This window comes from Nonomuraea sp. NPDC005730 (assembly GCF_040630865.1).
Classification (GTDB): Bacteria; Actinomycetota; Actinomycetes; order Streptosporangiales; family Streptosporangiaceae; genus Nonomuraea.
In genome coordinates this window covers 69,963-94,527 of the sequence record NZ_JBEXYK010000041.1, presented here as the reverse complement: position 1 = coordinate 94,527, position 24,565 = coordinate 69,963, and the positions used below count along the sequence as shown (strand labels likewise).

The following is a 24,565-nucleotide window of genomic DNA, read 5'->3' as shown; positions in this document are numbered from 1 at the left end:
CGAGCACGACGCGGCCCGCGCCGCCGATCGGCGGCGCGGGCCGCGTCGTGCTCGGACCGCGACGTGACCGCGTCGTGCTCAGACCGCTTCGGCCACGATGACGCGCGGGCTGCCCGGCAGGGCCAGCTTGTCCACCGGCTTCCAGGCGGACTCGTCGAGCCAGGCGCGCACCTGCGACTCCTCGTAGACGACGGTCCCGTCGATCACCAGGTACTCCCCGGCGTGCAGCGCGTCGATGGCCCGCTGCTCGGCGTCGTCGTCGAGGAAGAAGTCGAGCAGCAGCAGCCGCGCCCCCGGCGCCGCCGCCGCGCGGGCGTTGCGCAGGATGGCCCGGTTCTGCTCGACGCCGAAGCGGTGGATGACGTGGTTGACCATGACCAGGTCGTACGGGCCGGCGGGCGTGGCCGTGTCGGTCGGGACGCCGGTCACCTCCGCGCGGCCGGCGAACCCGGCCTGGGCCACCTGCTCGGTGATCGAGTCGGCGAAGGTCGGGTCGTACACGAAGGAGGCCCGCAGCTCCGGGTTGGCGCGCAGGGCCTCGAAGGCGAACGCGCTGGACAGGCCGCCCAGGTCCAGCAGGCTGCGGAAGCCGGAGAAGTCGAACGCGCCGCCCAGCATCCTGGCGTGCAGGCTGTTGTACGTCATCACCCCGGCCATGAACGTGCCCCACCGGTCGCCGGAGGTGTCCAGGACGCCCGGCTCGGTGGTGTCCACGGTCGTGTCGAACTGCAGCCAGTGGCCGTAGCTGATCTGGTTGAGGAAGGTGAGGAACGGCCCGAGGTCGAGCTCGGACGACTTCTGCCCGGCCAGGTAGCCGGCCGCGTCGGCGCCGAGGGCGTACCGGCCGTCGGTCCTGGTCAGCAGGCCGAGCCCGGCCATGCTGTCGGCCAGGATGCGGGCCATGCGGGGGGTGACGCCGGTGGTCGCCGCGATCTCCCCGGCGCTGCGCTCGCCGTCCGCGAGCGCCTCGAACAGCCCGATGCGGCTGGCCGCGAACAGCTGCTTGGCGCCCATGTATCCGGTGGCGATGGCGACGATCGGATCCGGCGTGGGGGAAGGCGTGGACATGGTCAAGGCCCTGCCCTTTCTGTATTGTCTACGAATGTAGACGTTCACCATAGACCCTCTGTCTACGAACGTGGAATAACCGTTGACAGTGGGGGGACCCTCTGTCAACCTTTGTAGAACTATCTGGCTCGAACATGGCTTTTCGGCAGCTCAGTGTGGGTTTACCGGCCCCACTTCGAGCACGGGACCGGTGCCTGGAATGGAGCTCTCGCGCATGTCGCTGCTCAACCTGACGGATCTGACCATCGGCGTCACCCGGGAGGACGCCGAGCCCCAGGAACTCGTCCACCGGCTCACCCTCGACGTCGCCTCCGGGCAGACGCTCTGCGTGGTGGGGGAGTCGGGCAGCGGCAAGACCGTGACGGCGCTGTCGATCATCCGCCTGCTGGAGTTCGTCGCCCCGGCCTGCACCGAGGGCACGATCGAGGTCGGCGGCGTGGACGTCACGCGGCTGAGCGCCGAGGGCATGCGCGCCTACCGGGGCGCCCGGATCGGGATGATCTTCCAGGAGGCCCTGGACTCGCTCAACCCCGCCCAGCGCGTCGGCGTGCAGCTCATCGAGGGCTACCGGCCCGAGGGCGCGCTGCCCCGGCAGGCGCTGCGCCGGGGCAGCCGGCTGCGCCGCGAGGCCGAGGCCAAGGCCACAAGCCTGCTCACCGAGGTCGGGCTGGCCGACACCGACCGGATCATGGCGCTCTATCCGCACCAGATGTCCGGCGGCATGCAGCAGCGCGTGATGATCGCCATGGCGCTGATGTCCGACCCCGACGTCCTCATCGCCGACGAGCCGACCACCGCGCTCGACGTGACGACGCAGGCCGAGATCCTGGCGCTGTTCCGCCGCGTGCAGCGTGAGCATCGGACCGCCTGCGTCTTCATCACCCATGACATGGGGGTCGCCGCCGAGATCGCCGACCGGATCGCCGTCATGTACCGGGGCAGGCTGGTGGAGGTCGGCGACAAGATGGACATCCTCCTCAAGCCTACGCATCCGTACACCAAGGCGCTGCTGGAATGCGTGCCACAGCTCGGCGTCAGCCGCCGTACGGGATTCCCGACGATCTCGGAGGCGAAGCTGCGGGCCGCCATCGAGGCCACCGCGGGGGGCTCCGGCGGGACCGTGACCGAGACGCCGGCGCTCGGCGACGAGCCGGCGCCGGTGACCGGCACCCCGCCCCTGGTCATCGAGAACGTCACCAAGGTGTACCGGACCGGCCGCCGGGCGAGCGTGCGCGCGGTCGGCGGCGTCTCGCTGGAGATCGCGCCCGGCGAGTTCTTCGGCCTGGTCGGCGAGTCCGGCTCGGGCAAGACGACGCTCGGCCGCATGGTCAGCGCGCTGGAACGGCCGACCTCGGGCAGCATCTCCTTCGGCGAGCACCGCATCACCGAAGCGGGGCTGCGCGGCGACGAGCGCGCCTTCCGCCGCGCCACCCAGCTGATCTTCCAGGACCCGCAGAGCTCGCTCGATCCCCGGCACACCGTGGCCCGCATCATCGCCGAGCCGCTGCGCGAGCTGACCCCGCTGCGCGGCGCGGACCTCGACCGGCGGGTGGCCGAGCTGATCGACGAGGTCGGCCTGCCCGCCGACTGCGCCCGCAAGCTGCCCTCGCAACTGTCCGGCGGCATGCGCCAGCGCGTGTCCATCGCGCGCGCGGTCGCCGCCGAGCCCCGGCTCATCGTCGCCGACGAGCCCACCTCCGCCCTCGACGTCTCCGTCCAGGGCCAGGTCATGAACCTCCTCCTGCAGCTGCGCCGCTCGCACGGCATCAGCTTCCTGTTCATCACGCACAACCTCAGCCTGGTGCTGTCGGTGGCCGACCGCGTCGGCGTGATGTACAAGGGCGACCTCATCGAGGTCGGCGCCCCGGAAACCATCGCCTCCTCCTCCACCCACGAGTACACGCGCCGGCTCCTCGCCGCGAACCCCGACTTGTCGGCATACGTGGGATAGCCCCGGGCCGACCTTCTCCTTCTGTCCCCCCTTTTAGAGCAAGAGCGAGAACCCACCATGAACGTGCTCAAGAGCCTGAGGGCCGGGCTCGTCTCCGCCGCCGCGGCGAGCGCCCTGCTGCTCTCCGGCTGTGCGGGCGGCGCGACGTCGTCCTCCTCGTCCTCCTCCGCCGACGCCGGCACCCCCGTACGCGGCGGCGACCTCGTGGTCGCGGTGCCGACCGACCCGCAGTCGCTGGACATGGTCGCCAACCCGGGCCAGGTCACCGCCCACATCGGCAACATGCTGTACGAGAAGCTCTTCGAGGTCGACAAGACCTTCGCGGCCAGGCCGATGCTGGTCGACACCTACAAGCGCAGCGACGACCGGCTCACCTACACCTTCGAGCTGCGCGCCGGTGTCACGTTCCAAGACGGCGCCCCGCTCACCGCCGCCGACGTGGTCGCCAGCCTGGAGCGCTGGCTGAAGAGCCACGTCACCGGCCAGCAGGTCGCCGCCGACGTCAAGAGCCTCAAGGCCACCGGCGATCGCACGGTCACGCTGGAGCTGAAGAAGCCGCGCTACCCGCTGATCGACGAGCTGGCCAGCCCCGGCGCGGAGATCTACGAGGCCAGGAACCTCAAGGACGTGCCGGCCACCGGCTTCGCCAAGGAGGGCGCGGTCGGCACCGGGCCGTACAAGCTGAAGAGCTGGGACATCGGGCAGCAGGTCGTGCTGGAGCGCTACGACGGCTACAAGTCGCGCGCCGAGGAGGACTGGGGCGGCCAGGCCGGCGCCAAGCACGCCTACCTCGACACGGTCACCTACAAGGTCGTCGCCGACCAGGACGCCGTGGTCAACGGCCTGCAGACCGGCCAGTGGGCGCACGCCATGCCCGGCGACGACCAGTACACCCCGCTGAAGAACAACCCCGCCGTGGTCGTGTCGAACCTGGCCGGGGCCAACCAGAACGTGCTGATCCCCAACTTCAACAAGGGCTCCAAGTTCTCCGACGTGCGCGCCCGGCAGGCGCTCAACCTGCTGATGGACAAGCCCGCGCTGAACGCCGCCACCGGCGGCGGCCCCGACCTCACCGTCGAGGTGGGCGCGCTGGTCTCGCAGGACAACAAGGGCCTGTACTCCACCGCCGGCGACGACGTCTACCGGCAGCACGACCCGAACCAGGCCAAGGAGCTGTTCGCGCAGGCCGGCGTCAACGCCGGGGACACCGTGCGCATCCTGACCTCCAGCAGCTACCCGCAGTTCAGCCAGTGGGCGGTGCTGCTGCAGGACCAGCTCTCCAAGATCGGCATCAAGACGAAGATCGACACCTACGACTTCCCGACGATGCTCGGCACGATCACCAAGGACCCCGGCGGCTGGGACGTCACCACCCTGTTCTTCAACGCCGCGCTCACCTCGCCCTCGCAGATGCCCGCGCTGACCCTCGGGGCGTTCAACGGCTCCGGCTCGCCCGAGATGGCCAAGCTGATCGAGGACTACAACGCCGCGACCTCCCCCGAGACGGCCAGGACGCTGATGGACCAGCTCCAGTCGTTCGTGTGGCGGCAGCTCCCGGTCATCACGATCAGCCAGTCGAAGCTGTACGCCGCCTACTCGCCCAAGCTCAAGGGGTACGACACGTTCTACCGCGTGTTCTGGAACTCCTGGCTGCAGAAGTGAGGGGGGAACATGGCGGGACTCCTGCTCCGGCGGCTGCGTGACCTGGTCGTCATCCTGCTGATCGTGGGCACGATGATGTTCTTCGTCATCCGCCTGATCCCGGGCGACCCGGCCATCGCCATCCTCGGCCCGACGGCCAGGCCGCAGGACGTCGAGGCGCTCCGGCAGAGCATGGGCCTGACGGGCTCGCTGTGGGAGCAGTACCTGAGCTGGCTCGGCAACGTGGCGGGCGGCGACTTCGGCTCGTCGATCACCTACCACGCGCCGGTGGTGGGGGTCGTGGCCGAGCACTTCGTCCCGACGCTGACCCTGGCGGTGCTCAGCACCGTGCTCAGCTTCGTCGTCGCGGTGCTGGTCACCTCGTGGAACGCGGTCTCGCCGCGCAACCCCGTGGCCCGCGCGCTCAACCTGCTCTCCTCGCTCGGGATGGCGATCCCCGACTTCTGGATCGCGCTGATCCTGGTGCTGGTGTTCGCCGTGTCGCTGCGCTGGTTCCCCTCCAGCGGGTACGCCGACCTCTTCGCCGATCCGGTCGCCGGGGTGCCGATGCTGGTGCTGCCGGTGGTGTGCCTGGTCATCGGGCAGTCGGCGCTGTTCACGCTGACCCTGCGGGAGAGCGTGCTCGGCGAGCTGCCGCAGACGTACCTGCGCACCGCCCGGGTCAAGGGCCTGTCGGAGCGGCAGGTCATGCTCAGGCACGTGCTGCCGAACGCGCTCATGCCGCTGATCACCCAGCTCGGCAGCAACTTCGCGATGATGGTCGGCGGCATCGTGATCATCGAGTCCATCTTCGTCATCCCCGGGCTGGGCTCGTTGCTCATGGGCGCGGTCTCGACCCGGGACTTCCCGCTCGTCCAGGGCGTGACGCTGTTCGTCGCGCTGATGTTCGTGGTCGTCAACCTGGTCGTCGACCTGTCCTACGCCCTCCTCGACCCCAAGGTGCGTGTTTCGTGACTTCCGAGGCCGTCGCCGGGCGCGTCGGGACGGCCGGGCGGCCCTCCGCGGCCTCCCGCGCCTGGCGCCGCAACCGGGTGCTGATCACCGCCACCGCGCTGCTCGTCCTCGTCGTGCTGGCCGTCGTGCTGCTGCCGCTGTTCCTGCCGGACGCGAACGCGACCGACCCGGTGCACCGGCTGCTGCCGCCCTCGGCCGGCCACCTGCTCGGGACCGACTCCTACGGCCGGGACGTGCTGAGCCGCCTGGTCTCCGGCGGCCGGGCCTCGCTCGGCCTCTCGGCGCTCATCACGCTCTGCGCGGCGTTCACCGGCATGGTGATCGGCCTGGTCAGCGGCTTCTACCGGACCGTGGACGCGATCGTCATGCGGATCATGGACGCCTGGATGTCGTTCCCGGCGATCATCCTGGCCATGGCGCTGGCCATCGGGCTCGGCGCCAGCATCTGGACCGAGCTGATCGCGCTGACGGTCATCTTCACGCCGTTCACGGCCCGGGTGATCCGCAGCCGGGTGCTCGGCGTGGCGGCGCGGCAGTACATCGGGGCCGCGCGGGTGTCCGGCATGCGGCCGGCGAAGATCCTGTTCGTGCACGTGCTGCCCAACGTGCTGCCGCTGGCGCTGGTGCAGGTCGTGATCCTGTCGGCCTCGGCGATGCTGGTGGACGGGGCGATGAGCTTCCTCGGGCTGGGCATCGCGCCGCCCACGCCGACGTGGGGCAACATGATCGCCGAGGGGCGGTCGTACCTGACGCAGGCGCCGTGGCTGATCGTGCTGCCGGGTGCGGCGATCATGTTCTGCGTGCTGCTGCTGAACCTCATCGGGTCGAGCATGCGCAACGTGGTGGACGCCCGCGCCCGGTCGATGAGCGAGCTGGAGAAGCTGCGCACCCGCCGTCCGGCACGGTGACGGCACGGTGATGGCACGGTGACGGCGGGCGCGCGCGGGGACCCCCGGCGATCGTCGCCGGGCGTCCCCGTGGCCGGGTCAGGGGGCCCAGACGCCGTCGGGGCGGACCTCGCGGTCCAGCCACAGGTCGGCCAGGGCCGCGCGCACCTGCGGGCCGTGCTCGCGCCACAGCCGCAACGCGCCCAGGTTGTCCTCCAGCTGGGCCATCCTGCTCACCCCGAACAGCACGTTGGCCACCGCCGGATGCTCCAGGCAGAACACGATCGCCACCTGGGCGGGCGTCGCGCCGAACTCGCCCGCGACCCGCGCGACGGCGTCCGCGGCCTGCCTGACGGCCTCCCGGATGCCGCCCGGGTCCGCGCCGATCTTCCGTTCGGGGAACTTCCTGCCCACCAGGATGCCGCCCTCGAAGACGTCGCTGGCCTGCAGCGCCAGCGCCCCGGACGCGAAGTGCCTGCCGTAGAAGTCGCCCTCGGCCATCGAACGGCGGGCGATGCTGTACTTGAGCTGGGCGAAGCTCGGCGGCGTCAGCCCCTCCTCGGCGGCGAAGCCGAGCGCGAGGTCGACGTCCTCGGCGATCCAGTTGTTGACGCCCCAGCTCGTGAAGCGGCCGGCCGCGATCTGCTCGGCGACGTCGGTCACGATCTGCCGGATGTCGGGCCGCTGCAGGTAGTCGCCGACCACGACGGTCTCGGCGCTCTCGACGCCGACGCGGTCGAAGCTGACGTCGAGCTGCTCGCGGAAGCCGGTGCGCGGGTACTCCCACAACCACAGCTTGCCGCAGAGCTGCCAGTCGTCCCGGCTCGCGCCCGCCTCGCGCACCGCCCGGCCGAAGATGAGGTCCGTACGGGCCTGCTCGGCGTGCGGGCCCATGTTGTAGTGGGCGACGTCGAAGAGGGTCACCCCGGCGTCGAGTGCCGCCCTGATCAGGGCCACCGCGTCGCCGAACTCCATGCGGTCCCAGGTGTTCCAGGAGCCCAGCCCGAACAGGGACGTCGTCGTGCCGCCCGGTCCGAGGCGCCGTACCGGAACCCGCTGTGTGTCGCTCACGTCGATCCACTCCCTGCCGGACGAGTCTTTTTTGTCTACGCTTGTATAATAATAAACCCAGGACGCCCCCGCAGCCCCGTCTGCGAAGGCCCGCACCGAACAGGAACCCCCACATGAGCGAACCTGTCGTTCCCAGGACCGTCCTCGTCACCGGCGGCGCGAGCGGCATCGGCCGCGGTGTCGCCGAAGCCTTCGCCGCGGCGGGCGATCGGGTCGTCATCGCCGACCTCGACGAGGCGCGGGCCAGGACGGTCGCCGCCGAGCTCCGCGCCCACCACGTCCAGGTGGACGTCGGGGACGCCGCCTCCGTCGAGTCCGCCGTCGAGTCCGTCGCCGCCGAACACGGCGACATCGGCGTGCTGGTGAACAACGCCGGGCACACCGCGGGCGGCGGCCCGCTCATCGGGCTCGACGTGGACGTCTTCGACGCCTGCGCCCGGGTCAACTTCCGCGGCACGTTCCTGATGACCAGGGCCGTCGGGGCGCACATGGTGGCGCGGGGCGTACGCGGCTGCATGGTCAACATCTCCTCCATCGGCGCCCGCCAGCCCACGCCCGGCCTCGGCCACTACGAGGCCACCAAGGCCGCCATCGACGCCCTGACCCGCTCGGCCGGCATCGAGCTGGCCCCCCACGGCATCCGCGTGAACGGCGTCGCCCCCGGCCCGGTGCTCACCCCGATGACGGCCATGTTCGCCACCGACGACGCGGCCAGGAAGGCGTGGGAGGCCCGGATCCCGCTGGGCTCGATCGCCCAGGTGGCCGACATCGTGCCCGCCGTGCTCTTCCTGGCCTCCGACGGCGCCCGCCACATCACGGGCGTCAGCCTCCAGGTGGACGGCGGCCAGCTCCTGGTCTGACCCGCCGCCGGCGGGGCCGGGCCGCCACCCGGCCCCGCCGGTCAGTCCAGGGACACCCCGTCACGCAGGTGGACGATCCGGCCCGCGGTCACGGTGGCCTCGACCGCGACCTCCGGCAGGTCCGCCGGCGCGACCTCCAGGGGGTCGCGGTCCAGCACGCAGAAGTCGGCGGCCTTGCCCCACTCCAGCGACCCCTTCCACGTCTCCGCGCCGTCCTGGACGGCGGGCGCGGTGGTGTAGCAGCGCAGCAGGCGGGCCATCAGCCGGGGGCGGGGCGCCCGTTCGCCCAGCAGCCCGCACGCCGCCGCCACCTGCGCCCGCCAGTCCGGCGTGGTCACCGGCCCGTCGCTGCTCAGGGTGAACGTCATCCCGCTGGCGAGCAGCTCCTGCAGCGGCCAGGCCGCCCCGGCGACCTCGGGGCCGAGCGCGCCGGCCACCCAGTCGGCGGTGGCGGCCGCGATCACGGGCTGCGTGGTGAGGCCCATGCCGAGCCGGGCCATGCGGGCGATCTGGGCGGGGCTCACCAGGTCGCCGTGGATGACGTAGTGCCGCTTCGCGGGCCCGCGCCCCGGCCCGCCCGCCAGCTCTGCCACGGTGTCCACGAACGCGTCGATGGACCGGTCGCCGGTGGCGTGCACGCCGACCTGGAGGCCCGCCCGGTGCGCCAGCCGGATCATCGTGCGCAGGTTGTGCTCGCGCGCGGCGTCGTCCGCCCCCGTCACCAGCAGCGATCCGTGGCCGCCCGAGGTGTAGCGGTGGCAGGTCCAGGCCGAGCCCATGGGCGGGATGCCGTCGGCGAAGATCTTGAGCCCGGTCACGTTGAGCCAGGCGGGGTCGGTGCGGGGGAGGGGCGCGTCCAGGCCGGCGGCGACGTCCTCCAGGGTGCTGGGGCCGTCGAGGGTGCCGAACAGCCGCAACGCGGTCACCCGCGCCCGCAGCTCGCCCTCCTTCGCCAGCATCGCGTAGGTGTCCAGGACGGCCTGCGAGAAGCAGCCGGTCTCGCCGTCGTCCTCGCCGGGGCCGAGGCCGGGCTCGGTGTAGCTGGTGATGCCGAGCGAGGCGCAGATCCGCCCGGCGCGCAGGATGGCGGCCCGCCTGGACTCCTCGTCGGCCAGCAGCCGGCCCTGGTGGGCGGACAGGCCGTTCTCGCTGATCAGCGTGTCCGGCCAGACCGCTCCGAGCCAGGCGGCGTGCAGGTGCGAGTCGTTGATGCCGGGCAGGACCGTCCGGCCGGCCAGGGAGAGCACCCGGGTGCCGGGCCCGGCGTGCGCCAGGGCCTCCTCGTCCGTCCCGACCGCCACCAGGCGGCCGGCGCGCGCCGCCAGGCCGCTCGCCCGCCCGTCGCGGGCGTCGAAGGTGAGCACGTTGCCGCCGACCGCCACGAGGTCCGCGTACTCGTCCGCTGACACCGGGTTCCTCCTGAGGGGCTGTAATTGTTTGTCAACGAGTGTAGATTAACCACACTTAACGGTCGAAAGCCACGAAGGTGACCATGCCTACGAGAACCGCCGCCGCCGTCCTCACCGAGCACGGCAAGCCCCTCAGCCTTCAGGACGTACCGCTGCCCGGCGCCGTCGAGCCCGGCGCCGCCCTGGTGCGCATCACCTGCACCACCCTGTGCGGCACCGACGTGCACCTGTGGGCCGGCCAGATGACGTTCCCCGGGATGCTGCCGATGATCCTCGGCCACGAGATGGTCGGCGAGGTCGTCGAGGCCGGACCGGGCACCACCGACGCCCTCGGCCGCCCGATCGGCGCGGGCGACCGCATCGGCTGGTCGGAGTCCACCTGCGGCCACTGCTACGGCTGCGCCGTGCTGCGCCAGCCGGTCGCCTGCGCCAACCGCGGCTACGGCTTCACGCAGCGCGCCGACCGCCCCCCGTACGCCACGGGCGGCCTGGTCGAGTACTGCTACGTGACCCCCGGCGCGGCCAAGCTGCTGCTGCCCGCCGACGTGAAGGACACCTGGGCCTCGATGTCGGGTTGCGCGGCCAAGACCGTGCTGCGCGCCGTGGACCGGGCCGGCGGCATCAGGACCGGCTCCACCGTGGTGGTGCAGGGCGCGGGCGCGCTCGGCATCTTCGCCACGGCGGTCGCCAGGATCGCCGGTGCGGGCACCGTCATCACCGTGGGCGGCCCGGACGACCGGCTGGCCGCCGCCCGGCGCTTCGGCGCCGACGCGACCGTCTCGACCGACCTGACCAAGGACGAGCGCGTCGCCCGGATCAGGGAGCTGGCCGGGGAGCGCGGCGCGGACTACGTGTTCGACCTGGCCGGAGCGCCGACCGTGGCCGAGGAGGCCGTCGCGGTGGCCGCCCAGCGCGGCACCGTGGTGATCGTCGGCTCCACCGGGTTCGAGCCGGCGCCCGTGCCGCTCGGCGCGGTGATGGGCAAGGAGCTGACCGTGGTCGGCTCGCTCAACGGCGACATCGCCGACTACCACCGCTCGATCGAGTTCTTCCGGACGTTCGCCGCCCGCATGCCGTGGGACGAGCTGTTCAGCGAGCCCGTCGGCCTGGCGCGGGCCACCGCCTGCGTCGAGTCGATGTCCAGGCTCGGCCAGATCAAGGCCGTCATCGACCCCCGCCTGCCCTAGGAGCCGTACCGTGCAGACCATCCCCCGCCGCCGCATCGGGCGCACCGGACCGGAGACGGGCGTGCTCGCGCTCGGCTCCTGGCACACCTACGACCGCATGGACTTCCACGACGCGGTCGCCATGATCCGCGAGGCCGTGGACCACGGCATCGACCTGTTCGACGTCGGCGTGTACGGCTTCCCCGGCATGCCGCCCGTGTTCACCGACGTGATCTTCTCGGCCCTGGTGCGCGCGGCCGGCCTGCGCCGCGAGGACTACCTGCTCTCCTCCAAGCTGTGGCTGGAGGGCTACCCGGAGCACAGCCTGCGCGACCAGCTGCTCAACGCCCTGTTCCGGGCCGGGGCCGAGCACGCCGACCTCGTGGTGCTGGGCGACCTGCGACACGACGGCGTGGACCTGCACCGGCTCGTCCTCGACCTGGCCGGCCTGGCGGAGGAAGGGCTGATCCGGAGCTGGGGCGTCAACAACTGGTCGGCGGCGAACGTGCAGACGCTCATCGACGCCGCCGCCGGCGAGGGCGTCGAGGGCCCGGCCATCGCGCAGCTGAAGTACAGCGTCTCGCGCCGCTCGATCCCCGACGGCGCGCCGTTCGCCCGCATCTTCGCCCAGGGCGTCACGCTGCAGTCCTCCGACGTGCTGGAGGGCGGCGTGCTGCTGGGCAAGGGCGTGGACCGGCAGGTCGGCCGCGACCCCGGCGGCATCAGGGAGCGCATCGCGGGCTCGGCGGCCGAGCTGGCCGCGATCGCCGCCGACCTGGGCGCCACCCCGGCGCAGGTGTGCGTGGCCTTCACGCTCACCCACCCGGCCAACACCACCACGCTGTTCGGCGCGACCGGCCTGGACCAGCTGCGCGACAACCTGGCGGCCGTGGAGCTGGTCGAGCGGGTCGGCGCGGAGGAGCTGCGGGCCCGGGTGGCGCCGCTGTGGGCCGACAGGGACGCCGTCGATCCGGAGGGCCCGTGAGCACGCCGCCGAGCAGGGGGTACGAGGGCTTCGGCGGCACGGCCGGCGAGCTGGCCTCGCAGTCCACGCCCTGGTGGCCGCAGCCGCGGCGGGCGCGTCCCGGGGCGCCCAACGTGGTGGTCGTGCTGGTGGACGACCTGGGGTTCAGCGACCTGTCGCCGTTCGGGTCGGAGATCGACACGCCGCACGTGCAGGCGCTGGCCGAGTCGGGCTACCGGTTCACCAACTACCACAGCACCCCGCTCTGCTCGCCCTCCAGGGCCGCCCTGATGACCGGGCTCAACCCCCATCGGGCCGGGTTCGCGATGGTGGCCCACGTGGACCCGGGCTATCCCGGCTACCGGATGGAGATCCCGCCGCAGGTGCCCACGCTGGCCGAGTCGTTCCGGGCCGGCGGGTACGCGACGTTCATGGTCGGCAAGTGGCACCTGACCATCGAGTCGAAGCTGCACGACGGCGCCGACAAGAGCTCCTGGCCGCTCCAGCGCGGCTTCGACCGCTACTACGGCTCCATGGACGGCTTCACCTCCCTCTTCCACCCGCACCGCCTGATCAGCGACAACGGCCCGATCCCCGACGAGGGCTTCCCGGACGACTTCTACCTGACCGACGCCCTCACCGACCGCGCCATCGGCATGATCAACGGCCTGCGCGCCAACGACGCCGACAAGCCGTTCTTCCTCTACTTCGCCCACCAGGCCGTGCACGGCCCGGTGCAGGCCAAGCCGGACGACGTCGCCAAGTACCGCGGCCGCTACGACGCGGGCTGGGCCAGGATCCGCGAGGAGCGCTTCGCCCGCCAGCTCCGCGACGGCCTCTTCCCCGAGGGCACCCGGCCGTCGGACCCGGACCTCGCGCCGTGGGAGGAGCGCACCGAGCTGTACGCCCGCCACATGGAGGTCTACGCCGCCGCCGTGGACGCCGTGGACCAGAGCCTCGGCCGGCTGGTCGAGCACCTCAGGCGCATCGGCGAGTACGACAACACCGTCATCATCGTCACCAGCGACAACGGCGCGACCGCCGAGGGCGGCCCGGAGGGCACCCGCAGCTACCTCAGCCGCTTCGTGCACCTGGCCGGCCTGCCCGACGACTGGTGCCACGACGTGCCGCGCGACCTCGGCCTCGTCGGCGGCCCCCAGGTCCACGGCCACTACCCGCGCGGCTGGGGGAACGTCTCCAACACCCCGTTCCGCCGCTACAAGGGCCACGCCTACGCGGGCGGCATCCACGTGCCGTTCGTGTTGTCGTGGCCGGCCGGGCTGCCCAGGGAGGCCGGCGACCCGGGCGTGCGCGACCAGTACGCCTACGTCACCGACGTCGCGCCCACCCTCCTCACGCTGGCCGGCCTGGACCATCCGCAGGACGTGGACGGCGTGCCGTTCGACCACTTCCTGCGCGAGCGCGACCGGCCGAGCCGGCACCGCTCGCAGTACGTCGAGAGCGGCGGGCAGCGCGGCTACTTCGAGGACCACTACAAGCTCATCGCCCCGCACCTGCCCGGCACGCCGTTCACCGACGACGGCTGGGAGCTGTACGACATCGCCCGCGACCCGGCCGAGACCACCGACCTGGCCGCCGAGCAGCCGGAACGGGTGGCCGACCTGGCCGCGAAGTGGCGGGCGGCGGCCTGGCTCAACACGGTCTTCCCGCTGGCCGACACGCCCGACATGCTCAACACCCGGCCGCCGGCCGAGCTGGCGCTGTCGGAGCCGGTCACGATCCACCCGGGCACGCCGGTGCTGGAACGGTTCCGGTCGAGCAGGCTCACCTCCATGCGGTCGTTCACGATCGAGGCGTGGCTGGAGCGGCGGCCGGGCGACGAGGGCGTGATCGTGGCCCACGGCGACCAGGGCGGCGGCTACGTCCTGTACGTCGAGGACGGCGAGCTGCGGCTGACGTACAACGCCTACGGCGTGCCGGTGCGGGCGGCCGGCCCGCTCCCGGCGGCGGGGCCGGTGACCGTCACGGCCCGCTTCACGGCGCTGCCGGAGCTGCGCTGGGACATCGAGGTGCTGGTGGACGACAAGCCGGTGCTGGCCGTCGAGCGGGTCCCGCAGCTGCTCGGCATGGCCCCCTTCACCGGCATCAGCGTCGGCTTCGACTACGGCGGCCCGGTGGACTGGGAGCTGCACGAGCGCAGGGGCGTGTTCCGCTACCGGCGCGGCCTGGACCGGGTGCGGTACGTCCCGGGGGAGAAGGCGCCCTACAACCCGGAGATCATCGCGCTGGCCGAGGACCTGGCGCAGCGCGCGATCGAATGACGGGTCACAGGTGGTAGGCGTACTCGCCGAACTCCCAGTCGGTGACGTGCCGCTGGAAGCGGGCGACCTCGTCGCGCTTGTAGGCCAGGAAGGCGGCGGTGAAGTCCTTGCCGAGCAGTTCGGTGAGCTCGCCGTCGGCCTCCAGGGCGTCCAGGGACTCGGGCAGGGTCATCGGCAGCACCGGGGCCTTGGAGGCGTCGTAGCCGTACCCGACGAGCGGCGCGGGCGGCTCCTCGGCGGCCCGCACCCCCAGCAGCGCGGCGGCCGCGGTCCCGGCGACCAGCAGGTACGGGTTGGCGCTGGCGTCACCGAGCCGCAGCTCGAAGCGGGCGCCCGCGCCGCGCTCCGGCGGGACGCGGAGCATCGCGCTGCGGTTGTCGAGCCCCCAGTCGACGAGCCAGGGGGCCAGCGTGTCGGGGCCGAACCGCTTGTAGGAGTTGATTGTCGGGTTGGCCAGCGCCGCCAGCGCGGGGGCGTGGGCCAGCACGCCCGCGATGGCGTGCCGCGCGGTCGCCGACAGCCCGTACGGCGCGGCCGGGTCGTCGAAGGCGTTGCCGCCGTCCTCGCCCAGGCACGACAGGTGCAGGTGGAAGCCCGACCCGCCCTCGTCGTTGAACGGCTTGGCCATGAACGTCGCCAGCCTGCCCTCCACCCGCGCCAGCTCCTTGACCGCCGCCTTGAACCAGAAGGCCCGGTCGGCCGCGTCGAGCGCCTCGGAGTGCCGCAGGTTGATCTCGAACTGGCCGCTGCTGAACTCGTGGTTGCCCGCCGAGACGCGCAGGCCGAGGTCGCGCAGGTGCCGCAGGGTGCGGGTGAGGTGGCCGTCGGGGTCGCCGCGGCGGCCGGCGGTGTAGACATTGCCGGTGGCCTCGGCGTAGCGCTGCCAGCCGCCCGCGGGGGCCGGGTCGCACAGGAAGTACTCCAGCTCGGGCCCGACGACCGGGCGCAGGCCCTGCTCGGCGCACCGGGCCAGGACGGCGCGCAGCAGGTCGCGGGGCGACTCGGGGGCCGGGGCGCCGGTGGCGGGGTCGACGACGTCGCCGTGGCACCAGGCGACGCCGGGCTCCCACGGCAGCGGGGCGAGCGTGGCCAGGTCGGGTATGACGGCGATGTCGGGCAGCCCCGCGTCCAGGCCGCCGCTGATGTCGGCGGTGCCGCCGCGCGGGGTGGAGTGGTAGACGGCGCGGCAGAAGGCGAGGCCGTGACCGAGGGCGTCGGGCAGCGCCTCCAGCAGGACGTCGCGGGCGCGGTCGGTCCCGGTCAGGTCGGGGTAGGTCACGCGGACCACGTCGACGCCCCGCTCGGTCAGGCGGTCGATGTGCTGCTGCACCGGTCTCTCCTAGGGTCGTTTGACGCCAAACGTAACGGGCTCGTATTGGCTGCCGCAAGGGCTGTTGACCGATCGGCCTGGATGTTCATATTTTATTTGGAACCAAACGAGTTCCAGGAGGACCATCTTGGCCGGCGTCCGCGGCTACTTCCACCCCAAGACGGCCACGGGCCGCTCGTCCCTCGTCCCGGAGCCGCCGTGGCACTACTCCGGCGACCTGCTCACGATCGAGTACCGCACCGACCCCGGCCGGGTGCGTGAGCTGCTGCCAGAGCCGCTGGAGCTGGCCGCGGAGGACCCGGGCGCGGTCGCGCTCATCTGGGCCGACTGGCAGTCCTGCGCCGGCTCCCGCGAGGAGCTGCTGGACCCGGTGCGCTCGCAGTACAAGGAGGCGTTCGCCGTCGTCCGGTGCTCCTACCGGGGGCGGACCTACTCCAGGTGCGTCTACATCTGGGTGGACAAGGACTTCGCCGTCGCCAGGGGGCTGCACCAGGGCTATCCGAAGAAGCTGGGGTCGATCCACCAGACCAGGCCGCACCCGTACGGCCCCGCGCCGCGCATCGAGGCGGGCGCCCGGTTCGGCGCGACGCTGGCCGCCGCCGACCGCCGCCTGGCCCAGGCCGTGGTGACCCTGCGCGAGCCGTCGCCGCACAACGGGTTCGTCAACGGCCATCCCATGGCCCACCACCGCTGGCTGCCCGCCATCGGCAAGGGCGGCGGGCTGGCGCTCGACGAGCTGGTCGAGTCCGGCGCCGCCGCCTTCGAGGCCGGCCAGGCGTGGGCCGGCGACGCCGAGCTGGAGCTGTTCGACGCCCCCACCGAGGAGCTGTCCCGGCTGGCCGTCCGCGAGCCCATCGGCGCCTACTTCCGCCAGGTCGGCGTGGTGTGGGACGGCGGCACGCTGCTGGAGTCCGGCACCTCCGGCGCGCACTAGCCCCTTGAGATTGGAAGCACCCGACATGTCCGAACAGATCACCGTCGCCGGGGTCACCGTCGACACCCGCCACTGGATCGGCGGCCGGCGCGTCGCCTCTGCGCGCACGTTCACCGACCTCTCGCCCATCGACGGCACCGCGCTCGGGGAGATCGCCCGCGGCGGCCCCGCCGAGGTGCACGCCGCCGTCACCGCCGCCCAGGACGCCTTCCCCGGCTGGGCCGCCACCCCGCGCGCCGGCCGGGCCGCCGTGCTGCGGGCGATCGCCGAGGGCGTCGAGAAGCGGCTGGAGGAGCTGGCCGCCGTCGAGACCCGCGACAACGGCGCCCTGCTGCGCTCACACCGCCGTGGCGTCATGCCCCGCGTCGCGCACAACTTCCGCTTCTTCGCCGACTGGCTGGAGGGCCTCGGCCACGACGACTTCGACACCCGCGGCCACGCCAACCACGTCTCCTGGGACCCGGCCGGCCCCTGCGCCCTGATCACGCCGTGGAACGCGCCCCTCATGCTGGCCACCTGGAAGATCGCCCCGGCGCTCGCCGCCGGGAACACGGTGGTGCTCAAGCCCGCCGAGTGGTCGCCGCTCACCGCCTCCCTGCTGGCCGACGTCGCCGCCGCGGCCGGGCTGCCGGACGGCGTGCTCAACGTCGTCCAGGGGTTCGGCGCGGAGGCCGGGCAGGCCCTGGTGGAGCACCACGGCGTGCGCCGCGTCAGCTTCACCGGCTCGGTGCCGACCGCGCGCCGCATCGCCCGTTCGGCCGCCGCCAACCTCACCCCGCTTAGCCTGGAGCTGGGCGGCAAGTCGCCGCTGCTGGTCTTCGCCGACGCCGACCTCGACCTCGCCGTGGACCTGGCCGTCGAGCAGTACGACAACGCCGGGCAGGTGTGCCTGGCCGCCACCCGGCTGCTGGTCGAGGCGCCGATCGCCGAGGAGTTCACCCGCCGCTTCACCGAGCGCGCCGCGGCCCTGGTCCAGGGCGACCCGCGGGAGGAGGCCACCGACGTCGGCCCCAACATCCACCCGCGCCAGGTGGAGAAGATCGACGGGTTCGTCCGGCGGGCCCTCGCGGCCGGGGCGCGCGCCGTCATCGGCGGCGAGCGCGGGGACGGCCTGTACTACCGGCCCACCCTGCTCACCGACGTGGCCCAGGACAGCGAGATCGTCCAGGAGGAGGTCTTCGGCCCGGTGCTCACGCTGCAGACGTTCGACACCGAGGAGGAGGCCGTCCGGCTGGCCAACGACACCCGCTTCGGCCTGGCCGCCACCGTCGCGACCGGCGACCGCGAGCGCGCCCGCCGGGTCACCGGGCGGCTGGTCGCGGGCACGGTCTGGGTCAACTGCTTCTTCGTGCGCGACCTGCGCGCGCCCTTCGGCGGCTCCCGCGAGTCCGGCGTCGGCCGCGAGGGCGGCACCTGGAGCTTCGACTTCTACTGCGACCTGAAGAACACCGTCACCGCGCCGAAGGGCTGGAGCGACCATGGGTGAGATCGTCGGGGCGGGCCTGCTCGCGCACGTCCCCACCATCGTGCTGCCCGAACGCACCCGGCTGGAGCTGAACGAGGGCAAGGAGATCACCCTGGTCACCGGCCTGCGCGAGCTGCGCCGGGACGTCTTCGAGCGCGACGACTACGACACCGTCGTGGTGCTGGACTCCCACTGGGCCACCACGGTCGAGTTCGTGGTCACCGCCCAGGCGCGCCGGGCCGGGCTGTACACCTCCGAGGAGCTGCCGCGCGGCATGTGCCGGATGCCGTACGACTTCCCCGGCGACCCCGAGCTGGCCCGCAACGTGGCCTCCTTCGCCGACCGCCACGGCACCTGGATCACCCCCATCGACGACGGCCACCTGCCGATCTACTACGCCACCACCAACCTGTGGAAGTACCTCGGCGAGGGCCTGCCCGGCAAACGCTGGGTGAGCATCGGCGTCTGCCAGACCGGCGACATGGAGGACCACCTGCGGCTCGGCCGCGCGCTGGCCGACGGCGTCGCGGCCACCGACCGCCGGGTGCTGGTGATCGCCTCCGGCGCGCTGTCGCACACCTTCTGGCCGCTGCGCGAGCTGCGCGACCACGAGTCCAGCGACCCGCGCCACGTCTTCACCCCCGAGGCCCGCGCCGCCGACCTGCGGCGCATCGAATGGTTCCGGCAGGGCCGGCACGACGAGGTCCTGCGCACGATGCCGGAGTTCCGGACGTACAAGCCCGAGGCCCGCTTCCACCACTACGTCATGCTGGCCGGCGCCCTCGGCGAGGAGCGCTGCACGGCCCCCGCCCGCCAGTACGGCGAGTACGAGAACTCCGTCGGCACCGGCCAGGCCCTGCTCTGGTTCGACCGCCCGGCCGGCGGCTGGACCGCCCCCCGACAGGAGAACGCCCATGCCTGAGTACCGCCGCGTCCTGCTGGACGGCGCCGTCACCGAGACCGTCCGCGACGGGGACGAGCTCGTCGCCGCGGACGGCCGCCGGATCGGCGCCGAGGAGGCCGCGCACCTGCCGCCGGTCGTCCCCACGAAGATCATCGCGGTGCACCTCAACCACCGCAGCCGGGTCGAGGAGTTCCGGACCCGGCTGCCGGACGCGCCGACCTACTTCCACAAGCCCACCTCCTCGCTCAACTCCCACCGGGGCGCGGTCGTGCGGCCCGAGGGCTGCAAGTGGCTCAACTACGAGGGCGAGATCGCCATCGTCATCGGCCGGACCTGCCGCAACATCGCCCCCTCCGAGGCCGGCGCGCACATCGCGGGCTACACCGTGGCCAACGACTTCGGGCTGCACGACTTCCGCGACACCGACGCCGGTTCGATGCTGCGCGTCAAGGGCTCCGACACCCTCTGCCCGCTCGGCCCCGGCCTGGTGACCGGCTGGGACTTCCGCGGCAAACGCCTGCGCACGTACGTCAACGGCGAGGTCGTCCAGGACGGCAACACCGACGAGATGACGTGGGACATGCACTACCTGGTCGCCGACATCGCCCGGACGATCACCCTCTTCCCCGGCGACGTGCTGCTGTCGGGCACCCCGGCGGGCTCGCGGCCCGTCCGGCCGGGGGACGTGGTCGAGGTCGAGGCAGAAGGGCTCGGCCGGCTGGCCAACCACGTGGTGACCGGGCCGGTGCCGATCCGCTCCGACGTCGGCGCGCAGCCGACGGAGTCGGAGGAGGTGCGCTCGACCGCGCTCGGCGGCGACTGGGAGTTCCGCGGCGTCCGCCCGCCGCAGCGCTCGTAGCTCCGGGGCGCCCGCCCGGCCGCGCCGCTCGTGAGCCGCAGGGGGCGGCGGCCCGCCGCCCCCTGGCGCTCAGAGGGGGTGGTTGAGGATGCGGCGGCCCTCGTCGCGGAAGCCGCGCTTGCCGTAGTAGGCGAACAGGTGGCTCACGTCGGCGCCGTTCGGGGCGATCACGATCTCCAGGGTCGTGCAGCCCAGGCCGGCGGCCCACCGGCGGCTGTCCTCGATCAGCCGCTCCGCCTCGCCCCGCCGCCGCGCCTCCGGCGCGACGAACAGGTCCTCCAGCTCGGCGTACAGCCCCTGCTCCAGCCCGAACGTGGTCGTGGTGATGCCGAACGCGACCAGCCGGCCCTCGCTCTCGCTCACCGCGACCCGGACGTCGGGCGCGGCGATCAGCCTGGCGAGGTTGGTCCTCAGCGTCTGCGCCGGGGTGGTGAAGCCGTCCTCGGCGTAGAAGGCGACGGCGAGGTCGTGGAGTGCGGGCAGGTCGTCAGGGACGGCGGCGCGGATCATGACAGCCATGATGCCCCGACTCGCGGACGAGCGCGTCGAACAGGGCCTGCTGGGCCGGGTCGCGATGGGCGGTGTCCTCGGGATGCCACTGCACGGCGGTGAACCAGCCGGGCGCGCCGTCGTGCTCAAGGGCCTCCACCGTGCCGTCGGCGGCGTGGGCGGCGGGGGACAGGCCGTCGCCGAGCCGCTCGACGCGCTGGTGGTGGAAGCAGGACGCCTCCACCTTCGCCGTCCCGGCCGCGCGTTCCAGCAGGGTGCCGGGGCGCAGCGACACCGGGTGCACGACGTGCCGGTGGCCGCCCTCAGGGCCGCCCATGTCCTGCTCCAGCGTGCCGCCGAGGGCCACGTTGACGACCTGGAGGCCGCGGCAGATCGCCAGCGTGGGCAGCCCGGCGGCCAGGGCGTGGCGGGCCAGGGCCAGGTCGAAGGCGTCCTGGCCGTCGTCGACGTCGTAGACGTCCTCGTGGGTGTCGGGGGCGCCGTAGCGGTGGGGGGCCACGTCGCCGCCGCCGGGCAGGAGCAGGCCGTCGAACCTGGCCATCCGGCCCGCCACGTCGTCCGCGCCGTCCGTGTTCGCTGGATGGATCGTGGCCGGCTCGCCGCCCGCCCGCCACACGGCCTCCACCAGGGCGCGGGCGCTCACCTCGGCGGTGTGGCGCAGGGCCGAGGCGGTGGCGGAGAAGCGGGCGGGGATCGCGATCAGGGGTCTCACAGCCGGATCCAGGTGGTCTTGAGCTCGGTGTACTTCTCCAGCGCGTGCGCCGACTTGTCGCGGCCGTTGCCCGACTGCCGCATGCCGCCGAAGGGCACGGTCAGGTCGCCCTCCTCGTAGCAGTTGACCCAGACGGTGCCCGCCCTCAGCGCGCGGGCCACGCGGTGCGCGGTGCCCAGGTCGGAGGTCCACAGGCCGGCCGCGAGACCGTACTCGGTGTCGTTGGCCAGGCGGACGGCCTCCTCGACGTCGTCGAAGGCCAGCACGGACAGCACCGGGCCGAAGATCTCCTCCCTGGCCAGCCGGGAGCCGGGGTCCACCCGGTCGAAGACGGTGGGTTCGAGGTAGGCGCCGCCGGTGCCGGCCAGGATCCGGCCGCCGCCCGTACGCAGCCGCGCGCCCTCGGCGAGACCGGCCTCGACGTGGCCGCGCACCCGGTCCAGGTGGGCCTCGCCGACCAGGGCGCCCATCTCCGTGGCCGGGTCGAGCGGGTCGCCGACGCGCAGCGCGCGGGCGCGGGCGACCACGGCCTCCGTCACCCGTTCGGCGACCGACCGGTGGACCAGCAGGCGGGACGGCGCGGTGCACATCTCGCCCTGGTTGAAGAAGATGCCCCAGGCGGCGGTGGCCGCGGCGGCCTCCAGGTCGGGGGCGTCGGGAAGGATGATGTTGGGCGACTTGCCGCCCAGCTCCAGCCACACCCGCTTGAGGTTGGAGTCGGCCGAGTAGCGCAGGAAGTGCCGCCCGACGGCGGTGGAACCGGTGAAGGCCAGCACGTCCACGCCGGGGTGCCGGCCGAGCGCCCGCCCGGCGGTGGGGCCGTCGCCGGCGACCACATTGAGCACGCCCGGCGGCAGCCCGGCCTCGGTGGCCAGCCGCCCCAGCTCCAGGGCCGACAGCGGCGACAGCTCCGACGGCTTCAGCACGACCGTGCACCCCGCGGCCAGGGCGGGGGCCACCTTCCACGAGGCCAGCGTGAGCGGGAAGTTCCACGGCACGACCGCGCCGACGACCCCGGCGGGCTCGCGGGTGACCAGGGCGAGGGCGTCGGCGGGCACGTGCGGGGCCTCGTCGGCCAGCTTGCCGGCCAGCTCGCCGTACCAGCGGAAGGTGGTGATCGCGGCGCGCAGCTCGATGTCGTGCGCGTCGGTGATCGGCTTGCCCATCTCCAGGCTGACGAGCAGCGCCAGGCGCTCGCGCCGCTCCTCGATCAGGGACGCCAGCCGCACCAGCGCCCGCCCGCGCTCGGCGGGCGCCATCCGCGGCCACGGGCCGGAGTCGAACGCCCGCCGCGCGGCCGACACGGCGAGCCCGACCTCCGCCTCGCCGCCGTCGGCCACCTCGGCCAGCACCCGGCCGTCGCGCGGCGAGCGCACAGCGAAGGACGCGCCGCCGGGCTCGTCGGCGCCGTCGATGTGGTGCGCGGACGGCGGCGTGACCGCCGCGGCCCGGCTCAGCCATTCCTCGTGGGTCACGACGCGCCCCGCTCGCAGTCGGCCACCTGTTGTTCGGTGGCGAACGTCTGGACGAGCATCGGCATGTCGCCGTTGACCGGCATCGTCGGCCCTTCTGTCGCGGACGGGTGCTCCGAAAATGTACGGTCCCAAACGATTGGCAGTCAATGGCCTGCCGGCGCGGGCCGGGAACCGGGCCCCGTGGCCCGCTCGTTGGCCGGTCGTAACCCTGAGTCCGTGGAGGATCCTTGTTACGACTCGCCTGCCTCGCGCTCGTCGCCGTCCTGACCGCCGGCTGCACGGTTGCCGACACCGGTCAGCCGGTGGCGCCGGAGGAGACCGAAGAGGTCATCGAAGACGAGCCCGACGGCGGGTCCGACGCCGCGGCGCGGGACGAGTCCGCCCGGATCGCCGTCTGCGTGGACACCGGCACACAGACCAGGGCCGACTACCGCCCGTGCGAGGACGAGCGCCGGGGCTACGCCTGGTACTTCTACGCCGGCGACGACATCGTCCCCGCGGTGGGCAAGCGGGCCGACGGCGGCACGTACGAGGACCCCGGGGGCGACGAGCTCACCAAGGCGTCGCCGCAGGGCGGCCCCGGCGCCGAGGCCGCCATCGAGACGCCCTCGGAATGGGTCGAGGTGTGCGTCAGGAAGCCCTCCCGGCAGCGCGTGGTCAACAACTTCTGCGAGGACCGGCAGGCCGGCTACGGCTGGTACTACGTCGCCATCGACGGCCGCGTGCCGCCCGTCGGCGAACGGGCCGACAACGGCGCCTTCAGGTTCTACGGCGGCGACAGCTACCGGGCCCGCGAGTCGGGCGGCGACGCGGCGGACGCCGCGATCGGCTACGAGGAGACCGCCGAGGAGTGATCCCGACGGCCGGGAGGCCGGGGCCCGACTGGGCGGGACGGTGCGGTGGCTCAGGGGTTCACCCGGTCGTTGACCGGGGGGCGTTCGTTCTGCCATCCGCATGCCGCCGGACGGTGAACGTCACGGCCGTGACGGCGCGAACGACACGACCATGAACCGCCCGTGTGAGCGCAACACCTCCGACAACGTCAACGAGACCACGACCGTGCACACGGTCACGGCACCGGGCAGGCACGCGCTGACGTTCTGGATGGTGGACCCGACCGTCGTGCTCGTGGTGGACACCGGCGGGCGCCTGCCCGGCTACCTGGGGCCGCCGGAGAGCCGGCGCGCGTTGTGGACGACCTTCGGCGGCCGGCCGCCGAACAGCTCGCTGACCGTGACGAAGCGGTAGCCGCGGGCGGACAGGCCCTTCAGCACCCGCGGCACGGCCTTGACCGTGGTCGGGTGGATGTCGTGGAACAGGATGACGCTGCCGGGGCGGACCCGCTTGAGCGAGACGCGGGCCACCCTGGCGCTGTCGCGGTACCGCCAGTCGAGGGTGTCCACGCTCCACAGGACCAGCGGCCGGTGCGCCTGCCGCCGCACGTCGCGGTCCGTCGCGCCGTACGGGGGGCGCACCAGGCCGGGCACGACGCCCGCGGCGGATTTCACGGCCTGGTCGGTGCGGGCGAGCTGGGACCTGATCGCGGCCGGCGACAGCCTGGTCAGGTCGGGGTGGGACCAGGTGTGGTTGCCCAGCTCGTGTCCCGCCTCGACCGTGCGGCGCACCACGTCGGGGTGGGCGCCGACGTTCCGGCCGACGACGAAGAACGTGGCGTGGGCCCGGTACTTCGCCAGGTGGCGCAGCAGCGTCCCGGTGTAGGGCCCAGGGCCGTCGTCGAACGTGAGCGCCACGCACTTGACCTTGCGGCAGTCGGGCTCGTCCGGGCCCACGGGGGGCTCGGCGGGCTCGGCGGGTTCGGTCGGCTGGGCCGACGGCCCGGTCCCGTCGGGCCTGTGGTCGTGCTTGCGGTCCGGTTCCTGGCTGGGCTTGTGGTCGGGCTTCTGGCCCGGCTTGTGGTCGGGCTTCGGCTCGGGGGAGGCCGACGGCGCCGGGTGGGTGGGGGAGGGCGTGGGGCGGGCGGGGGTGGCCCCCGTGAGCGCGGTCGTGACGGCCAGTGTCGCCGCGGTCATCCCGATACCGGACAGGTACCGCTTCATGCCGCCGTTCATGACGTTCCCCCTCATGCACCGCCCCCGGTGCGT

Annotated in this window: 22 protein-coding genes; 14 read left to right on the top strand and 8 right to left on the bottom strand. The window is 73.0% G+C overall.

Annotation, left to right across the window (positions count from 1 at the left end):
* Positions 1-78: 78 nt before the first annotated feature.
* Complete coding sequence (locus ABZ444_RS34440; protein ID WP_358006229.1) at positions 79-1,068, bottom strand: methyltransferase dimerization domain-containing protein; 990 nt, start codon at positions 1,066-1,068, stop codon at positions 79-81.
* Positions 1,069-1,282: 214 nt separating this feature from the next.
* Between ABZ444_RS34440 and ABZ444_RS34435 the strand changes: the two genes are divergently transcribed.
* Genes ABZ444_RS34435 through ABZ444_RS34420 form a run of 4 tightly spaced genes read left to right on the top strand, consistent with a single transcriptional unit; the run spans position 1,283 to position 6,543 of the window.
* Positions 1,283-3,019 (top strand): ABC transporter ATP-binding protein, encoded by a 1,737-nt coding sequence (locus ABZ444_RS34435; RefSeq protein ID WP_358006226.1) that lies wholly within the window; start codon positions 1,283-1,285, stop codon positions 3,017-3,019.
* Positions 3,020-3,076: 57 nt separating this feature from the next.
* Positions 3,077-4,681 (top strand): ABC transporter substrate-binding protein, encoded by a 1,605-nt coding sequence (locus ABZ444_RS34430; RefSeq protein ID WP_358006223.1) that lies wholly within the window; start codon positions 3,077-3,079, stop codon positions 4,679-4,681.
* A 9-nt stretch (positions 4,682-4,690) separates the two neighbouring features.
* A complete protein-coding gene (locus ABZ444_RS34425; protein ID WP_352329439.1) occupies positions 4,691-5,635 on the top strand; it encodes an ABC transporter permease in 945 nt (314 codons plus the stop codon).
* Complete coding sequence (locus ABZ444_RS34420; RefSeq protein WP_358006219.1) at positions 5,632-6,543, top strand: ABC transporter permease; 912 nt, start codon at positions 5,632-5,634, stop codon at positions 6,541-6,543. Before ABZ444_RS34425 ends, ABZ444_RS34420 begins: the two co-directional genes overlap by 4 nt.
* A 78-nt stretch (positions 6,544-6,621) precedes the next feature.
* Here the strand turns inward: ABZ444_RS34420 and ABZ444_RS34415 are convergent, their stop codons facing one another.
* Complete coding sequence (locus ABZ444_RS34415; RefSeq protein ID WP_358006216.1) at positions 6,622-7,593, bottom strand: aldo/keto reductase; 972 nt, start codon at positions 7,591-7,593, stop codon at positions 6,622-6,624.
* 113 nt (positions 7,594-7,706) lie between these two features.
* Here ABZ444_RS34415 and ABZ444_RS34410 point away from each other — a divergent pair, with 113 nt between their 5' ends.
* Positions 7,707-8,453 carry an SDR family NAD(P)-dependent oxidoreductase gene (locus ABZ444_RS34410; RefSeq protein WP_358006213.1) on the top strand — a complete coding sequence of 249 codons (747 nt, stop codon included), beginning with the start codon at positions 7,707-7,709 and terminating at the stop codon, positions 8,451-8,453.
* A 41-nt stretch (positions 8,454-8,494) separates the two neighbouring features.
* Here ABZ444_RS34410 and ABZ444_RS34405 read toward each other — a convergent pair whose 3' ends face one another.
* Positions 8,495-9,862: an amidohydrolase family protein gene (locus ABZ444_RS34405; RefSeq protein WP_358006210.1), complete on the bottom strand. Its 1,368-nt coding sequence runs from the start codon at positions 9,860-9,862 to the stop codon at positions 8,495-8,497.
* 83 nt (positions 9,863-9,945) lie between these two features.
* Here ABZ444_RS34405 and ABZ444_RS34400 point away from each other — a divergent pair, with 83 nt between their 5' ends.
* From ABZ444_RS34400 to ABZ444_RS34390, 3 genes are read left to right on the top strand one after another with little or no spacing between them, the layout of a single operon-like run.
* Positions 9,946-11,049: a zinc-binding dehydrogenase gene (locus tag ABZ444_RS34400; RefSeq protein WP_358006207.1), complete on the top strand. Its 1,104-nt coding sequence runs from the start codon at positions 9,946-9,948 to the stop codon at positions 11,047-11,049.
* Between the two features lie 10 nt (positions 11,050-11,059).
* The gene (locus tag ABZ444_RS34395; protein WP_358006204.1) at positions 11,060-12,013 is read left to right on the top strand and encodes an aldo/keto reductase; all 954 of its coding nucleotides are present in this window, start codon (positions 11,060-11,062) and stop codon (positions 12,011-12,013) included.
* The gene (locus ABZ444_RS34390) at positions 12,010-14,274 is read left to right on the top strand and encodes an arylsulfatase (protein ID WP_358006201.1); all 2,265 of its coding nucleotides are present in this window, start codon (positions 12,010-12,012) and stop codon (positions 14,272-14,274) included. Before ABZ444_RS34395 ends, ABZ444_RS34390 begins: the two co-directional genes overlap by 4 nt.
* Before the next feature lie 4 nt (positions 14,275-14,278).
* Here the strand turns inward: ABZ444_RS34390 and ABZ444_RS34385 are convergent, their stop codons facing one another.
* The gene (locus ABZ444_RS34385) at positions 14,279-15,604 is read right to left on the bottom strand and encodes a glutamine synthetase family protein (RefSeq protein ID WP_358006198.1); all 1,326 of its coding nucleotides are present in this window, start codon (positions 15,602-15,604) and stop codon (positions 14,279-14,281) included.
* Positions 15,605-15,731: 127 nt separating this feature from the next.
* Between ABZ444_RS34385 and ABZ444_RS34380 the strand changes: the two genes are divergently transcribed.
* Genes ABZ444_RS34380 through ABZ444_RS34365 form a run of 4 tightly spaced genes read left to right on the top strand, consistent with a single transcriptional unit; the run spans position 15,732 to position 19,766 of the window.
* Positions 15,732-16,538, top strand: coding sequence for an acetoacetate decarboxylase family protein (locus ABZ444_RS34380; protein WP_358006195.1), 807 nt, complete (start codon positions 15,732-15,734; stop codon positions 16,536-16,538).
* Between the two features lie 25 nt (positions 16,539-16,563).
* Positions 16,564-18,024 carry an aldehyde dehydrogenase gene (locus tag ABZ444_RS34375; RefSeq protein ID WP_358006192.1) on the top strand — a complete coding sequence of 487 codons (1,461 nt, stop codon included), beginning with the start codon at positions 16,564-16,566 and terminating at the stop codon, positions 18,022-18,024.
* A complete protein-coding gene (locus ABZ444_RS34370) occupies positions 18,017-18,925 on the top strand; it encodes a 3,4-dihydroxyphenylacetate 2,3-dioxygenase (RefSeq protein WP_358006189.1) in 909 nt (302 codons plus the stop codon). Before ABZ444_RS34375 ends, ABZ444_RS34370 begins: the two co-directional genes overlap by 8 nt.
* The gene (locus ABZ444_RS34365; RefSeq protein WP_358006186.1) at positions 18,918-19,766 is read left to right on the top strand and encodes a fumarylacetoacetate hydrolase family protein; all 849 of its coding nucleotides are present in this window, start codon (positions 18,918-18,920) and stop codon (positions 19,764-19,766) included. The genes ABZ444_RS34370 and ABZ444_RS34365 overlap by 8 nt, the downstream gene beginning before the upstream one ends.
* 69 nt (positions 19,767-19,835) lie before the next feature.
* Here ABZ444_RS34365 and ABZ444_RS34360 read toward each other — a convergent pair whose 3' ends face one another.
* The 3 genes from ABZ444_RS34360 to ABZ444_RS34350 are packed head-to-tail and all read right to left on the bottom strand — an operon-like array spanning position 19,836 to position 22,463.
* Positions 19,836-20,276 carry a GNAT family N-acetyltransferase gene (locus ABZ444_RS34360; protein WP_358006183.1) on the bottom strand — a complete coding sequence of 147 codons (441 nt, stop codon included), beginning with the start codon at positions 20,274-20,276 and terminating at the stop codon, positions 19,836-19,838.
* Positions 20,254-20,988: a gamma-glutamyl-gamma-aminobutyrate hydrolase family protein gene (locus ABZ444_RS34355; protein ID WP_358006180.1), complete on the bottom strand. Its 735-nt coding sequence runs from the start codon at positions 20,986-20,988 to the stop codon at positions 20,254-20,256. Before ABZ444_RS34355 ends, ABZ444_RS34360 begins: the two co-directional genes overlap by 23 nt.
* Positions 20,985-22,463, bottom strand: a complete 1,479-nt coding sequence (locus ABZ444_RS34350) for an aldehyde dehydrogenase (RefSeq protein ID WP_358006177.1) — start codon at positions 22,461-22,463, stop codon at positions 20,985-20,987. The genes ABZ444_RS34355 and ABZ444_RS34350 overlap by 4 nt, the downstream gene beginning before the upstream one ends.
* 227 nt (positions 22,464-22,690) lie before the next feature.
* Here ABZ444_RS34350 and ABZ444_RS34345 point away from each other — a divergent pair, with 227 nt between their 5' ends.
* Positions 22,691-23,317 (top strand): hypothetical protein, encoded by a 627-nt coding sequence (locus tag ABZ444_RS34345; protein ID WP_358006173.1) that lies wholly within the window; start codon positions 22,691-22,693, stop codon positions 23,315-23,317.
* 151 nt (positions 23,318-23,468) lie between these two features.
* Positions 23,469-23,711 carry a hypothetical protein gene (locus ABZ444_RS34340; protein WP_358006171.1) on the top strand — a complete coding sequence of 81 codons (243 nt, stop codon included), beginning with the start codon at positions 23,469-23,471 and terminating at the stop codon, positions 23,709-23,711.
* Here the strand turns inward: ABZ444_RS34340 and ABZ444_RS34335 are convergent.
* Positions 23,621-24,532, bottom strand: coding sequence for a polysaccharide deacetylase family protein (locus ABZ444_RS34335; protein WP_358006168.1), 912 nt, complete (start codon positions 24,530-24,532; stop codon positions 23,621-23,623). The two genes, ABZ444_RS34340 and ABZ444_RS34335, sit on opposite strands and share 91 nt — an antisense overlap.
* Positions 24,533-24,565 lie beyond the last annotated feature (33 nt).